General features: G+C 33.7%; 13 protein-coding genes. 11 read left to right on the top strand and 2 right to left on the bottom strand.

The features are described 5' to 3' along the window. Nucleotides 1-57 precede the first annotated feature (57 nt). Together fbaA and accD are read left to right on the top strand one after the other, a co-directional pair. Nucleotides 58-1,125, top strand: a complete 1,068-nt coding sequence (gene fbaA, locus O6P34_RS06595) for a class II fructose-bisphosphate aldolase (protein ID WP_269686533.1) — start codon at nt 58-60, stop codon at nt 1,123-1,125. 144 nt (nt 1,126-1,269) lie between these two features. Continuing rightward, complete coding sequence (accD, locus tag O6P34_RS06590; RefSeq protein WP_269686532.1) at nt 1,270-2,124, top strand: acetyl-CoA carboxylase, carboxyltransferase subunit beta; 855 nt, start codon at nt 1,270-1,272, stop codon at nt 2,122-2,124. A 100-nt stretch (nt 2,125-2,224) separates the two neighbouring features. On the opposite strand, the gene O6P34_RS06585 is transcribed toward accD, so the two are convergent. Then, on the bottom strand, nt 2,225-3,475 hold the full coding sequence (locus O6P34_RS06585) for an ABC transporter permease (protein ID WP_269686531.1): 1,251 nt from the start codon (nt 3,473-3,475) through the stop codon (nt 2,225-2,227). A 165-nt stretch (nt 3,476-3,640) separates the two neighbouring features. Between O6P34_RS06585 and purH the strand changes: the two genes are divergently transcribed. From purH to rodA, 6 genes are all read left to right on the top strand, one after another. Next, the gene (purH, locus tag O6P34_RS06580; protein WP_269686530.1) at nt 3,641-5,167 is read left to right on the top strand and encodes a bifunctional phosphoribosylaminoimidazolecarboxamide formyltransferase/IMP cyclohydrolase; all 1,527 of its coding nucleotides are present in this window, start codon (nt 3,641-3,643) and stop codon (nt 5,165-5,167) included. A gap of 55 nt (nt 5,168-5,222) precedes the next feature. Further along, a complete protein-coding gene (locus O6P34_RS06575) occupies nt 5,223-6,251 on the top strand; it encodes a rod shape-determining protein (RefSeq protein ID WP_269686529.1) in 1,029 nt (342 codons plus the stop codon). Nucleotides 6,252-6,349: 98 nt separating this feature from the next. Beyond that, entirely contained in the window at nt 6,350-7,174 is an 825-nt protein-coding gene (gene mreC, locus O6P34_RS06570; RefSeq protein ID WP_269686528.1) for a rod shape-determining protein MreC, read from the top strand. Further along, nucleotides 7,167-7,673, top strand: a complete 507-nt coding sequence (locus O6P34_RS06565) for a rod shape-determining protein MreD (RefSeq protein WP_269686527.1) — start codon at nt 7,167-7,169, stop codon at nt 7,671-7,673. Before mreC ends, O6P34_RS06565 begins: the two co-directional genes overlap by 8 nt. Continuing rightward, nucleotides 7,670-9,607, top strand: a complete 1,938-nt coding sequence (gene mrdA, locus O6P34_RS06560) for a penicillin-binding protein 2 (RefSeq protein ID WP_269686526.1) — start codon at nt 7,670-7,672, stop codon at nt 9,605-9,607. The genes O6P34_RS06565 and mrdA overlap by 4 nt, the downstream gene beginning before the upstream one ends. Before the next feature lie 13 nt (nt 9,608-9,620). Further along, complete coding sequence (gene rodA, locus O6P34_RS06555; RefSeq protein WP_269686525.1) at nt 9,621-10,856, top strand: rod shape-determining protein RodA; 1,236 nt, start codon at nt 9,621-9,623, stop codon at nt 10,854-10,856. A gap of 321 nt (nt 10,857-11,177) precedes the next feature. On the opposite strand, the gene O6P34_RS06550 is transcribed toward rodA, so the two are convergent. Continuing rightward, on the bottom strand, nt 11,178-13,454 hold the full coding sequence (locus O6P34_RS06550; RefSeq protein WP_269686524.1) for a carboxy terminal-processing peptidase: 2,277 nt from the start codon (nt 13,452-13,454) through the stop codon (nt 11,178-11,180). A 209-nt stretch (nt 13,455-13,663) separates the two neighbouring features. Between O6P34_RS06550 and surE the strand changes: the two genes are divergently transcribed. The 3 genes from surE to lpxB are packed head-to-tail and all read left to right on the top strand — an operon-like array spanning nt 13,664 to nt 15,876. After that, nucleotides 13,664-14,443 (top strand): 5'/3'-nucleotidase SurE, encoded by a 780-nt coding sequence (gene surE, locus O6P34_RS06545; RefSeq protein WP_269686523.1) that lies wholly within the window; start codon nt 13,664-13,666, stop codon nt 14,441-14,443. Continuing rightward, nucleotides 14,436-14,708 carry a hypothetical protein gene (locus O6P34_RS06540; protein WP_269686522.1) on the top strand — a complete coding sequence of 91 codons (273 nt, stop codon included), beginning with the start codon at nt 14,436-14,438 and terminating at the stop codon, nt 14,706-14,708. Before surE ends, O6P34_RS06540 begins: the two co-directional genes overlap by 8 nt. A 55-nt stretch (nt 14,709-14,763) precedes the next feature. Next, the gene (gene lpxB / locus O6P34_RS06535) at nt 14,764-15,876 is read left to right on the top strand and encodes a lipid-A-disaccharide synthase (RefSeq protein WP_269686521.1); all 1,113 of its coding nucleotides are present in this window, start codon (nt 14,764-14,766) and stop codon (nt 15,874-15,876) included. Nucleotides 15,877-15,931: the final 55 nt, after the last annotated feature.

Raw genomic sequence — 15,931 nt, 5'->3', positions numbered from 1 at the left:
TAATTAATTCTTATTTTTGCAAACTAAAAACTAAAAAAACAATTTAAATAAATTACAATGGCACACAACATAAAACCGGGCGTAGCTACAGGAGACCAAGTACAGGAAATTTTCAATTATGCAAAAGAAAAAGGTTTTGCACTTCCAGCTGTAAATGTTACAGGATCAAACACAATCAACGGTGTTCTTGAAACAGCCGCAAAACTAAATGCTCCAGTTATTATTCAATTCTCTAACGGAGGAGCACAATTTAATGCAGGAAAAGGACTTTCTAATGCAGGTGAAAAAGCAGCTATCGCTGGTGGAATCGCTGGAGCCTTACATATTCACACATTGGCAGAAGCTTACGGAGCAACTGTAATTTTACATACTGACCACTGTGCAAAAAAATTATTACCTTGGATTGACGGTTTATTAGATGCATCTGAAAAACATTTTGCTGAAACAGGAAAACCATTGTTTTCTTCTCACATGATTGATTTATCAGAAGAGCCAATCGAAGAAAATATCGAAATCTGTAAAGGATATTTGGCTAGAATGAGCAAAATGGGAATGACATTAGAAATCGAACTTGGAATTACAGGTGGTGAAGAAGATGGTGTTGACAACTCTGATGTTGACAGTTCAAAATTATACACTCAACCTTCTGAAGTATCTTATGCTTACGAAGAATTATCAAAAGTAAGTCCTAAATTTACAATTGCAGCTTCTTTTGGAAACGTTCACGGTGTTTACAAACCAGGAAATGTAAAATTGACTCCAAAAATCTTAAAAAATTCTCAAGATTACGTTCAAGACAAATTCAAAACAGGATCAAATCCAGTTGATTTTGTTTTCCACGGTGGATCAGGTTCTACATTAGAAGAAATTAGAGAAGCTATTGGTTACGGTGTTGTAAAAATGAACATTGATACCGACTTACAATTTGCATTTACTGAAGGTATCCGTGATTATATGGTTAAAAACATTGAGTACTTAAAAACTCAAATTGGTAACCCAGAAGGATCTGATGTTCCAAACAAAAAATATTACGATCCAAGAAAATGGTTACGTGAAAGTGAAATTACATTCAACGCAAGACTTGAACAAGCTTTTGCTGACTTGAATAACGTAAATACTCTATAATTTTAGATTTAAGTGTTTAGAGTTTTGATTTTATAATGAAGTCAAACTTTAAATTTTAAATCCATTTTAAAAAATAGATTTTGGATTCGTTCTGAAATCTATTTTTTAATCTAAAATCTAAATCTACATTCTAAAATTTAAAAAATGGCTTGGTTTAAAAGAAAAGAAAAAGGAATTACTACTGCTACCGAAGACAAAATGGATGTTCCAAAAGGTCTGTGGTATAAGTCTCCAACTGGAAAAATCATTGATGCCGATGAACTTGCACGCAATTTGTATGTAAGCCCTGAGGATGATTTTCATGTTAGAATTGGAAGTGACACTTATTTTGAAATTTTATTCGACAATAATGAATTTGTGGAATTAGACAAAAACATGACTTCTAAAGATGCTTTGCATTTTGTGGATACCAAAAAATATGCAGATCGATTAAAAGATGTCATGGAAAAAACCAAACTTAAAGACGCTGTGCGTACTGGAGTTGGCAAATCTAAAGGTAAAGACGTTGTGATTTGTTGTATGGATTTTGCTTTTATTGGAGGTTCAATAGGAGGCGTTGTTGGAGAAAAAATAGTACGTGGAATTGACCATGCTATCAAAAACAAAATGCCTTTTGTAATGATTTCAAAATCTGGCGGAGCTCGTATGATGGAAGCTGCTAATTCTTTGATGCAACTGGCAAAAACCTCTGTTAAGTTGGCACAACTTGCCGAAGCTAAATTACCTTATATTTCATTGTGTACAGACCCTACAACAGGAGGAACAACCGCTTCTTACGCAATGCTTGGAGACATAAACATCTCTGAACCTGGTGCTTTAATCGGATTTGCCGGACCTAGAGTTGTGAGAGATACCACAGGAAAAGATTTACCGGAAGGATTTCAAACTGCAGAGTTTCTTCTTGAACATGGTTTCTTAGACTTTATCACACCAAGAAAAGAATTAAAAGACAAGATTAACTTGTATATTGATTTAATTCAAAACAACAATATTAGATAAATTTAAATCTCGAGCAATCGGGATTTTTTTTGGTTTCAATATTAAAATAAAAATGCTCCAGAAATTGTATTCCTGGAGCATTTTTATTTTTCTTATATCATTACATTCCGGTCCTGATGGCCTCAACAGGATCTAATTTCGAAGCGGTTATCGCTGGTAATATTCCTGATATTAATCCTATTATAGCGGCCAATCCCGTTCCTAAAAGAATATTTCCCATTCCCAAAACAAATTCAAAATCTAATACTTTTGTCAAAACAACGGAGATTATCCAAACTAAAAACAAACCAATAATTCCACCAATTACAGAAAGTATTATTGCTTCGAACAGAAACTGAAACAATATAAATCGATTTTTAGCACCCAACGACTTTTGAATTCCTATTAAATTTGTACGTTCTTTTACAGAAACAAACATAATATTAGCAATCCCAAAACCTCCTACAAGCAAAGAAAAACCACTGATTACCCATCCTACTAAATTCATTTGCCCTACAATACCGTCAATCAAATCAGTGAATCCGGACAAGACATTGATGAAAAAATTGTCAATTTCATCCGTTTTCATTCCTCTGTAATTCCTTAATTTTTGGGCAATTTCAGCTTTAAAGGCATCCATGTCAATCCCTTTTTGAGGCTTTATGAGAATCACTGGCGTCATCGCATCATTATTATCTCCATATAATCTTCTTAAAAAATTAACCGGTAAAAAAACAGACGTGTCATTACTATCGCCAAACATTCCAGCCCCTTGCTTTTTCAACATTCCAATAACCGTAAACCGTTGTCCATACAACCGAATGTTTTTACCTATTGGTTCGCTTTCGCCAAAAAGTCCTTTGGCAATTTCGTATCCCAAAACAATTACGGCAGCCCCGGAATTTGACTCGGATTCGTTATAAAATCTTCCTTTTTCAAACTCAAGACCTTGAATTTCTATAAATTCATGAGAAACAGGAACAATATTTACGTCACTAACGGATTCAGATTCAAATTTCATGGATTCTCTGTTTACAAAAAACTGAAATGCCATTTGGTCTAAATCATTAACAGAACTTTTCAGGTATTCATACTCATCATATTTAACATCCGGAAACTGTTCTCTTTTCCATTGCGGAATTTCGGAAGGACCAAAAGAAAATCGCATCAAATAAATAGTGTTTTTATCTAAACTGCTCAAGTCTTTTTTTATTTTTCGGTCTAAAGAATCAACTGCAGCCAAAACTGCTATAATCGAAAAAATACCAATGGTAACTCCTAATAAAGAAAGTAAAGTTCTCAATTTATTGTTGCGTAATGCATTCATTGCAAAACCAAAACTCTCTTTTAATAATCGAAGATAGACCAACATATACTTTAAATTTGTGTTAAGGTAAATTTCTATAAATTTTATTCAAAAACCTAATAAAAATCCACATACACATTGGTGTGATTTTTTAAAATAATGTTACACAAATTGATTGAATTTTATAATCAAAAAAAAACTATTTTTGCACTTTATAATTTTAACTACACGATGAGTACAACTAAAACAATTCAATCCGCATTAATTTCAGTATTTTCAAAAGAAGGTCTTGAGCCAATAGTACAAAAACTACATTCACAAAACGTTACTTTATATTCTACTGGCGGAACCGAAGATTTCATAAAAAACTTAGGAATTCCTGTAATCCCAGTTGAAGACGTTACTTCTTACCCATCTATTCTTGGGGGTAGAGTAAAAACATTACACCCAAAAGTTTTTGGAGGAATATTAAACCGTCAAGACAACGAAAGTGATGTGCAACAAATGCAGGAATACAACATTCCACAGATTGATTTAGTAATTGTTGATTTATACCCATTCGAAAAAACAGTTGCTTCAGGAGCAAGTGAGTCAGCTATTATTGAAAAAATAGATATTGGTGGTATTTCCTTAATTCGTGCTGCCGCAAAAAACTTTAAAGACACCGTAATTGTAGCCTCAGTTGATGAATACAGTTTACTTTTGGACTTAATTACCAATCAAAACGGAGCGACAACTCTTGCAGACAGAAAATTATTAGCTACAAAAGCTTTTCATGTTTCTTCTCATTACGACAGCGCTATCTTTAATTATTTCAACACAGACGAAACTATTTATAAACAAAGTATTGCTAATGGTCAAATCTTACGATATGGAGAAAACCCGCATCAAAAAGGATTTTTCTTTGGTGACTTTGAAGCTATGTTTAATAAAGTACACGGAAAAGAATTATCATATAACAACTTACTTGATGTAGATGCTGCCGTGAATTTAATTAATGAATTCAAAAACGACGGTCCAACTTTCGCTATTTTGAAACACAACAATGCTTGTGGATTAGCCAGCAGAAATACGATTAGCGAAGCCTATTTAGCTGCTTTGGCTTGTGACCCAACTTCAGCTTTTGGTGGTGTTTTGATTGCAAATACAAAAATTGATGTTGCAACAGCAACCGAAATAAATAAATTATTCTGCGAAGTAGTTATCGCGCCATCTTATGATGCTGAAGCTATTGCCATTTTGGAAGAAAAGAAAAACAGAATTATTTTAATTCAAAATGAAGTAGCCTTACCACAAAAACAAGTTCGTACCTGCCTAAACGGAATTTTAGTTCAGGAAAGAAACAATATCACCGACAATAAAGCAGACTTAAAGACCGTTACTATAACAGCTCCTACTGAACAAGAAATTGAAGATTTGATTTTTGCTTCGAAAGTTTGTAAAAACACCAAATCGAATACGATTGTTTTTGCAAAAAACGGAACCTTAATTTCATCTGGAACAGGACAAACTTCTCGTGTTGATGCTCTGTTGCAAGCGATTGAAAAAGCAAAAACTTTTGGTTTTGACTTACATGGTGCTTCAATGGCAAGTGATGCCTTCTTCCCTTTCCCTGACTGTGTTGAGATTGCAAAAAATGCAGGAATAACAGCTGTAATTCAGCCTGGAGGTTCTATTAAAGACCAATTAAGCATTGATTATTGTAACGAAAATAAACTTGCAATGGTATTTACTGGAACGCGTCATTTTAAACATTAATTTGTTTAACTTTGTGCTTTACTTATTTATAACTTTTTAAACCCTTAAAAGACTTATGGGATTTTTTGATTTCATGACCGAGGATATTGCGATAGACCTTGGTACCGCTAACACTTTAATCATTCATAATGATAAAGTTGTAATTGACAGCCCATCTATAGTTGCCCGAGACAGAGTTTCGGGAAAAATCATTGCTGTTGGTAAAGAAGCCAACATGATGCAGGGTAAAACACATGAAAACATTAAGACGATAAGACCTTTGAAAGATGGTGTAATTGCAGATTTTGATGCTTCCGAAAAAATGATAAGTATGTTTATAAAAAGCATACCTGCATTGAAAAAAAGAATGTTTACTCCCGCATTACGAATGGTTGTTTGTATCCCTTCCGGTATTACCGAAGTGGAAATGAGAGCTGTAAAAGAGTCTTGTGAAAGAGTAAACGGTAAAGAAGTTTATTTGATACACGAACCTATGGCTGCGGCTATTGGTATTGGTATTGACATCATGCAACCTAAAGGAAACATGATTGTAGATATTGGTGGTGGAACAACTGAAATTGCTGTAATTGCATTAGGCGGAATTGTATGTGACAAATCGGTAAAAATTGCCGGTGACGTATTTACAAATGACATTGTATATTACATGCGTACCCAACACAACCTTTTTGTTGGAGAAAGTACTGCTGAGAAAATAAAAATACAAATTGGAGCTGCTATCGAAGATTTAGAAACCCCTCCAGAAGACATGTCAGTCCAAGGTAGAGATTTATTGACAGGAAAACCAAAACAAGTTGAAGTTTCATACAGAGAAATTGCAAAAGCATTAGACAAATCTATTCAAAGAATTGAAGATGCTGTAATGGAAACTTTATCTCAAACACCTCCGGAGTTAGCAGCGGATATCTACAATACAGGAATTTATCTTGCAGGTGGAGGATCAATGTTAAGAGGACTTGATAAAAGAATTTCACAAAAAACAGATTTACCTGTTTACATTGCCGAAGATCCATTAAGAGCAGTAGTTAGAGGAACCGGAATGGCACTTAAAAACATTGTGAAATTTAAAAGTATTTTGATTAAGTAATGCGTTTTTCTAAGTTCGTTTGGCATTAGATTTAAGGCCCAATACAACAATTAGATTCTAAATAAAAACAACAATCATTTACATTATACATTTAAGAAATGCAGCAAATATTTAATTTTATTTTTAAAAACAGTAATCGTTTACTGTTTTTGCTGCTTTTAGGCATTTCGTTAGCCCTTACTATTCAATCCCACTCTTTTCACAGAAGTAAAATAATTAGTTCTGCTAATTTTTTGAGCGGTGGTGTTTATGAAAAAGCAAATAACATCAATGAATATTTAAATTTAAGAACACAAAATGATGCGCTTGCTTTAGAAAATGCAAATTTAAAAAGCCTTCTGTTTAATAAAAAAGATACTACTCAAATAAAAAAATTAGACAGTTTAAAAGGAGTAAAACCTTCAGACATTATTGTTTCAAAAGTGATACACAATTCTTATAATGTTTATGAAAATTATTTAACCTTAAATTCGGGAGAACTACAAGGCGTAAAACCTGACATGGGAGTGATTAATAGTTTAGGAATTGTAGGGATTGTTGACAATACTTCGGCTCATTATGCTACTGTTATCAGTATTTTAAATAAAAAATCCCTTATTAACGCTAAGATTAAGAAATCAGACCATTTTGGTTCTTTAACTTGGGACGGAAAAAGTACCGGTTATGTACAACTAATCGATGTTCCTAGATTAGCCACCATCCGAAAAGGAGACACTATTGTAACTGGAGGTCAATCTGTTATCTTTCCTGAAAATATTAATATTGGAACTATTGAAAGAATTTATACAGACGAAGAAACTCATTATTATAAAATAGAGGTTAAATTATTTAATGACATGACTAATCTGGGTCATGTATATATCATCAAGAGCAAGAATCGTGAAGAACTTATTAATTTAGAAAAGAGAGAAAAAGATGAATAGCGCATTGTTAGTCAATATTTTTCGGTTTGTTTTGCTTTTGGCAACTCAAATTATTGTTTTCAACAACATGAATTTTTTTGGATTCATAAGTCCGTTTCCTTACGTGTTATTTATCATTTTATATCCTGTAAACGGAAACAAATCAGGACTTCTTTTGGCAAGTTTTTTGTTAGGTCTTATCATGGATATGTTTAGTAATTCAGGAGGAATTCATGCTACAGCTTGTTTAGCTTTAGCTTATTTCAGACCTTTTTTATTTAAATTCTCCTTCGGTCTAAGTTATGAGTACCAAACTGTAAAATTAAACGATGTTTTAACTCCGGAGCGATTTTCGTTTATTTTACTATCCGTTGTCATACATCACCTTGTTTTGTTCATATTAGAAGCTTTTCAATTTAGCTTTTTCTGGGACATTTTACTAAGAACGGTACTGAGTACAGTTTTCACAATTATTATTTGTATCATTATAATATATCTTATTAAGCCAAACAAAAGATGAGAAAAGTCTTGCTGCCTTCCTTAATTATCATCGCAGCATCATTGCTCGTGATACGGATATTTTATTTGCAAGTTATTAATGATTCCTTCAAATTAAAATCAGACAATAATGCCATTAAAATAAAATATGATTATCCAGAAAGAGGATATATATATGATCGTAACGGAAAATTATTAGTCGCGAATCAGGCTTCTTATGACATCATGGTAATTCCCCGTGAAGTAAAGAATACCGATACTTTAGAATTTTGTCAATTATTAAACATCACTAAAGAAGATTTTATTAAAAAAATAGAAAAAGCAAAAATCTACAGCCCAAGATTGCCTTCTGTTTTTTTACCACAATTAAATAAAAGTGAATTTGCCGCTTTTCAGGAAAAAATCAGAAAATTTGAAGGCTTCTATTTTCAAAAGCGTTCGCTTCGTGATTATGAAGTAGATTTTGGCGCCAACATTTTTGGTTTCATCACTCAAGTTAATGAAAAACTCGTGGCAAAAAATCCATACTACAACAGTGGTGATTTGATAGGAAAACAAGGGGTTGAAGAAAGCTACGAAGAAATTTTGCGAGGAATAAAAGGCGTTAAATACATTCAAAAAGACAAATACAACCGAGAAATCGGCTCTTTCAAGGAAGGGAAATACGATACAATTGCTGTACAAGGAGAAGATATAAACCTGACTATTGATGCCGAACTTCAAAAATATGGTGAGGAATTAATGATTAATAAAAGAGGTGGAATAGTTGCTATTGAACCTAAAACAGGTGAAATATTAGCACTTGTTACCGCTCCTTCTTACGACCCTTCGATATTAGTAGGACGAAAAAGATCAAAAAATTATACTGAATTGTATCGCGATTCTATTGCTAAACCGCTTTATGATCGTGGATTGTTAGCCGAATATCCTCCTGGTTCCCCTTTTAAAATATTAACAGGTCTGGTTGCTTTACAAGAAGGAGTTGTCAACGAGCAAACAACTTTCATGTGTCATCACGGATTTAGCTATGCCAGAGGACGTTTTATGGGATGTCACGGCTTTGGACCACATCAATTACATAATGGAATTTATAATTCCTGTAATACTTATTTTGCAAGCGCATACATGTTAACCATAAATAAATACGCCAAACCTGCTTATGCGGTAGATGTTTGGAGTAATCACGTTAAAAGTTTTGGTCTGGGCCAATTTATGGGCTATGACTTACCAACAGGTAAAAAAGGAAAAGTTCCAGATTCAAAAACATACAAACGTATTTATCCTAATGGTGGTTGGAGAAGCACAACAATTGTATCTAATGCTATTGGGCAAGGAGAAGTGTTAATGACACCTATTCAACTCGCCAATATGATGGCAACAGTTGCTAATGAAGGATATTATTATACGCCTCACATCATAAAAAAAATAGAGGGAGAAAAAATTGACAAGAAGTTCACAACAAAGCATGTCACTACCATTGATAAAAAATATTTCAAACCCATGATTAGTGGTCTATTTGATGTTTATAATCTAGGAACTGCTTATTATTTGAAAGTCGAAGGAATTGATATTTGTGGAAAAACAGGAACTGCTGAAAATTTCGCTAAAATTGATGGAAAAAGAACACAACTAGAAGACCACTCTATATTTGTAGCTTTTGCACCAAAAGATAATCCCAAGATTGCAATCGCTATCATGGTAGAAAATGGTGGATTTGGAGCTACAATTGCAGGTCCGATTGCGAGTTTAATGATTGAAAAATACTTAAGACATAAAATCACCAGAACCGATTTAGAAACCAGAATCTTAAATAAAAGTTTACAAGGCGAGTATGCTAAACTCGGTGGTCTCTCTGAAACTGTAAAAACACAAATGAGAAAACAAGATTCTATTTTGAAAAGCAAAACTGTTATTCGAAAAGTAAAAATAGACACAACAAAACAAAAACAACAATAAGCTATTCTTTCAAATGAAAAACCAAAGCATAACGAATAATCTTGACTGGACATGTGTCATTATCTATAGTGTATTGGTACTATTAGGATGGTTAAACATTTACTCTTCTTCACTTTCTTCTATGGAAGGAACTTCGGACAAGCAGCTTATATTTATCATATTAACTATTCCGTTAATTTTGATCGTACTTTATGTCGATGGTAAATTCTATGAAAAATATGCCTCCATCATATTTGGAATATCATTATTATCTTTGGCCGGCCTTTTTGTGTTCGGAAAGACTATTGCGGGACAACGTTGTTGGTATGGTTTTGGAAGTTTCACATTACAACCTTCAGAATTTGCAAAAGCAGCAACCGCATTGGCTTTAGCAAAATACTTAAGTGATACACAAATCAATCTTAAAGACGTCAACAGACAAATTCAAGCTTTGGCTATTGTATTTTTGCCCGTATTACTCATATTACCTCAACCCGATCCGGGAAGCGCATTGATTTATAGTGTTTTCATTATTGTTTTATACCGCGAAGGTCTTCCTGCTTGGTATGTATGGACGGGTTTTATTACGATTCTTTTATTTGTCATGACGCTATTATTAGAACCTCAGTATGTGATTCTAATTGCTTTATTAGCATTGGTTATCATTCATTTCAAATCCAGATTAGGAGATCGAAATATTGTTTTGAGCGGAATCATTTTCGTCTTAATTTCCAGCTTTGTTTTATCGGTAAATTATGTATTTGAAAATGTTTTCAAACAACATCACAGAGACCGTTTCAATATTTTATTAGGAAAAACGGTAGACATGAAAGGGATTGGATACAATACCAATCAATCTGAAATAGCCATCGGATCCGGTGGTTGGATTGGAAAAGGCTTTTTGGAAGGAACACAAACCAAAGGCGGTTTCGTGCCCGAACAACACACCGATTATATCTTCACGACCGTTGGCGAAGAATGGGGATTTATCGGCTCTTTAATCGTTATTGCGCTATTTGTGGGCTTATTTCTTCGTGTTATCTATTTGGCCGAAAGGCAAAAAACAAAATTCAGCCGCGTATATGGCTATTGTGTTGCAGGAATTTTATTTATTCATTTCTTTGTAAACATTGCCATGGTAGTGGGGATTTTTCCAACGATTGGAGTACCACTACCCTTCTTTTCGTATGGAGGTTCCGGACTTTGGGGTTTTACAATACTCCTTTTTATATTCCTAAAAATGGATGCAAATAAAGTAAATGAATGGTAGAATCTATCTAACTTCCTTTCTTTAGAGCTAAATCCTGCTATTCATTTCAAGTTTTTTGACTCGTTAAAGTTTTTATTATTTTCTCAAGAGCTTCCTTTGGTCGCTTTGAAAAAACATAAAAACTAATAAACGAGCCTTCAAATGCTTTCCATTGCTATCAGGGCTACACATCAATCCACCTTTACCATTGCCTTTTTAATTTCCTAAATCACTTTATTTTAGACAAATTAATGTGTTCTAAATAAAAACGCTCCATAAATTCGATTTGAATTTATGGAGCGTTTAGCTTGTTGTTATTCTATTCTTTTAAAGAAAAACTAATTATGATTTAGCTAATTTATCTTTTTTAAATTTAACTGGAATTGCTTTTTTCACAATCCCTTTCGCTTGTAAATCATCCAATACATTGAGTGCTTCTTCCACATAAATATCTTTTGATAGAGCTTCATGCCAACGTTCTCTTTTTTCTTTTAAAGCAGCATCTTTAGCCATTATTTCTTGTTCAGAAGGCAAAGAAGTGAATTTCAATTCATTTTTATAATCCAATATTGGTTTATATTTTTTTGCTTTTCCTTCAATTTCAGTTTGAGCCAATTTAAATTTGTCAATATTCAAACTATAAACATTCTCTTCACTTCGGCTATCAATCCATTTTGCGTTGTCTTCAACCAATTGAAATTGTTGATTTTGAGCAATTCTGTTTTTGCTATTGGTAATCGCTTGATTAAAATTCGAGTTCTTAGTCCAAACCTTATAATCGGCCTGATCAATTTTATCCCACGGCATTGCATTTTCAACATCACGCTCTCCCATTTTCAAATACGCATAACGGTCCGGCATAACAATATCACTGCTTACACCTTCTAATTGTGTTGAACCACCGTTTATTCTATAAAATTTTTGAGTCGTAGTTTTTAAAGCACCTAAATCGCCCACAGAACTACTGCGCACAAATTGATTCAAGTCAATTACGTTTTGAACCGTTCCTTTACCATACGTTTGTTTACTTCCGATAATGATTCCTCTTTTGTAATCCTGAATCGCTGCCGCTAAAATCTCTGAAGCCGAAGCAGAAAAACTATTAACCATTATCACTAACGGTCCGTCCCATTCGATTTTTTTATCTCTGTCATATAAAACTTCTTTATTTTTACCGGCTGACTTGATTTGTACAATTGGTCCGTCTTCAATAAATAAACCGGCAATATCTACCACAGTCGATAAAGATCCTCCACCATCATCACGAACATCAAGTACAATTCCGTTCACACCTGCTTTTTTCAATCTGTCAACTTCAATAGCAATGTCTTTTCCGGCATCTCTTCCATCTTTATTTTCAAAATCGATATAAAATTTAGGCAAATAAATCACGCCGTACTTTAATCCGTTTTTATTAACAATGCTTGATTTTGCATACGTTTCTTCAATTTCAACGATGTCTCTTATAATAGAAATCACCGTTATAGTTCCGTCTACTTTTTTTACAGTAAGACGAACTTCAGTACCTTTTGGTCCCTTAATTTTTTTAACCACATCGTCTAAACGCATTCCAACAACATCAACCGGTTCTTTGTCGCCTTGAGCCACTTTCATAATCAAATCACCCGATTCTAATTGTTTTCCTCTCCAAGCCGGCCCTCCGGAAATCAATTCTGAAATTTCAGTATAATCATTTTTCTTTTGAAGACGCGCCCCGATTCCTTCCAGTTTTCCGCTGATACTCACATCAAAACGCTCTTTTTCTTCGGGAGCTAAATAGTTTGTATGCGGATCAAAACGAGCAGTAATTGAATTGATATACACCGAAAACCAATCATTTCGATCTAAATCTTTTATAAAACCAAAATACTCATCCAATGATTTAGCAGAACTTTCTCTGGTTTCTTTTTCTAATTCTACAAAAGTTTTAGTTTTACCGGTTTCAACAGCTGTATTTTTAGTTTTATCATAATAACTCTGGTCAAATTGTTCCCCTTCTTTTACTTGTACAACAGGTTCTTTTACCGATTTGTCAACCCCGGTTTTATTCTTATTATCTTGCATTTCCATGCGGTCTACCAATGAAGAAAGTGTAGATAATTTAATCTGTTTACGCCATTTATCTTTTAGTTCGGCTGAAGTTTTTGCATAAGGCGCTTTTTCATAATCCGTATTGAAACTTTCGTCAATAGTGTAATCAAATGGTTTGCTCAAAACTGATTTGTAAATCAATTTTCCTTCTTCCATTCTCTGCATCAATCTATCATATGCAAGATTAAAGAAAGTCAAATCTTTATTGATTAATTGATCATCTAAATCGGTTTCATACTTTGCAAATTCATCAATATCCGATTGTAGAAAAAATCGTTTTGAAGGATCTAATGCCTGAATAAAATCTTTGTAAACTCCTTTAGAAAAAGCATCATCAATAACCGCAGGACTATAATGTCCTTTTTCTAAAACAAAAGTCAATAACTCCAAAAGTAATTTGTCTTTATCAGGATCTGCGTCGTTTTCATTCCCTGAATTCATTTTGAATGCAAACAAGGTTACCGAGAGGCATACAACAGCCAGAAGTATTTTATAATTTCTTTTCATATAGTCAATAATAGTATTCATCAATTTTTTAATCTAAATTACGGTAAAAACTATGCCAACAATTATAGGCTCTGCATAATTTTTTGTTAAAGATATAAAATTGTTCTTTTTGTCCTAACATTAATGTTTGTAGTTGATAAATTTGTTTTCTTTGTCTGAAAATTACTCTTTTGAGTCGTTACATTTGCCAATAAATTCATAGAATACCAATCTTTTTGAAAATAAAAATAATGAAACAAGTTCGCCCTTTACTATTAGTTACCAATGACGATGGGATTTCGGCTCCGGGAGTCAGAGCACTTATTGCTGTTATGGCAGAAATTGGCGACGTCGTAGTTGTAGCACCTGACAAACCACAAAGTGCCATGGGACATGCCATTACGATAAACAGCACTTTGTATCTGAATAAAATTTCAAAAGAAAACGATGCTATTACTGAATACAGCTGCTCTGGAACGCCAGTAGATTGTGTCAAACTGGCCGTAAATGAAATCCTGAAACGAAAACCAGACTTGTGTGTTTCTGGTATTAATCACGGATCAAATTCCTCTATAAATGTGATTTATTCCGGAACAATGAGTGCTGCTGTTGAAGCAGGAATTGAAGGAATTCCAGCAATTGGTTTTTCATTATTAGATTACGATTGGAATGCCGATTTTGAACCCATTAAATCTTTCATTAGAAAAATATGTCTTGAAGTCCTGACAAACGGCTTGCCGGAAGGCGTTCTTTTGAATGTAAATTTCCCTAAACTAAAGAAAGAAGAGATCAAAGGAATAAAAGTTTGCCGCCAGGCAAAAGCGATGTGGGTAGAGAAATTTGACAAAAGAAAAACACCTCAAGGAAAAGATTATTATTGGCTTGCAGGAGAATTCGTCAATCAAGATAAAGGCGAAGATACAGACGAATGGGCATTGGAAAATGATTATATTTCGATAGTCCCAGTGCAATTTGATTTAACCGCACATCACAGCATGCAACAACTTAATACCTGGAAATGGAATGAATAAAACAGATTTAATATTGGGTTTTACCATCGGGATTTTGGGTTGTATTTTGGGTAGTTTTATTTTCATTACCGGATTTACCAACTATGATTTTATAACTGGAATACAAACAATGAAAGCACAAGGACATCTTGGCAAAATAATAACTTTAGGTGCCATTCTTGATTTAATTATTTTTGCTGTTTTACTCAAACGCAATAAAGAACTAATGGCAAGAGGCGTTGTTTTAGCAGTTATTGTACTTACGATTATCACTTTGTTTATATAAGAAATGTAATTATTTTTACATTTAAATGCAGCAGAAGGTTCTAAAGAAAAGAAAAATGAAATACTATATTATAGCAGGTGAAGCATCCGGTGATTTACATGGATCTAATTTGATGAAGGCATTATACAAGGAAGATCCATCAGCTGACATTCGGTTTTGGGGAGGTGATTTGATGCAAAATGTTGGTGGCAAATTAGTAAAACATTATCGCGAATTGGCTTTCATGGGATTTATTGAAGTGATTTTTAATTTAAAAACCATTTTGAATAATATCAAAATATGTAAAAAAGACATCCTGGAATTTAAACCTGATGTTCTGGTTTTTATTGATTACCCCGGCTTTAATTTACGTATTGCAAAATGGGCGAAAGAATTGGGAATGAAAACACATTATTACATTTCCCCTCAAATTTGGGCTTGGAAAGAAAGCCGAATTACCGATATCAAACGCGATGTAGATAAAATGTATGTGATTCTTCCTTTCGAAAAAAGCTTTTATGAAGACAAACATCATTATCCCGTTTCATTTGTCGGGCACCCTTTAATTGATGCCATTCACAACCAACCGACCATCGATGGAATCGTTTTTAGAAGCGAAAATCAATTGAACGAAAAACCTATAATTGCCATTTTACCCGGCAGCCGAAAACAGGAAATCACCAAAATGTTATCCGTTATGCTGAGTGTTGTAAAAGATTTTCCGGAATATCAGTTTGTAATTGCTGGCGCTCCAAGTCAAGATTTCTCCTTTTACGAACGTTTTATTTCTAATGAAAATATAAAATTCATTTCTAATAAAACCTACGATTTATTAAGCAACGCTACTGCAGCATTAGTCACATCCGGAACTGCAACACTCGAAACCGCTCTTTTCAAAGTACCCGAAGTAGTTTGTTATAAAGGCAGTTGGGCCTCGTATCAAATAGCAAAACGCATTATTACACTAAAATACATTTCATTAGTAAACCTGATTATGGATGAAGAAGTGGTCATCGAATTAATTCAAGAAGATTGCACTACAAAACGCATTCGTCAAGAATTAAAAAAAATCCTGGAGCCTAATCACCGTAAAAAACTATTGGCTAATTACGACTTATTGGAAGAAAAACTGGGCGGCATTGGCGCCAGTGAGAAAACAGCTAAGTTAATTGTTGCAGATTTGAAGTAATTTATTTTTTGTAGCACAAAAAACCTCCTACAAAGAACAAAGTTATTTCTTACTA

Origin of the sequence: Flavobacterium lacustre (assembly GCF_027474525.2) — a bacterium.
GTDB classification, from domain to species: domain Bacteria; phylum Bacteroidota; class Bacteroidia; order Flavobacteriales; family Flavobacteriaceae; genus Flavobacterium; species Flavobacterium lacustre.
The sequence above is the reverse complement of the archived record's forward strand: the minus strand, read 5'-3'. Positions and strand labels throughout refer to the sequence as shown.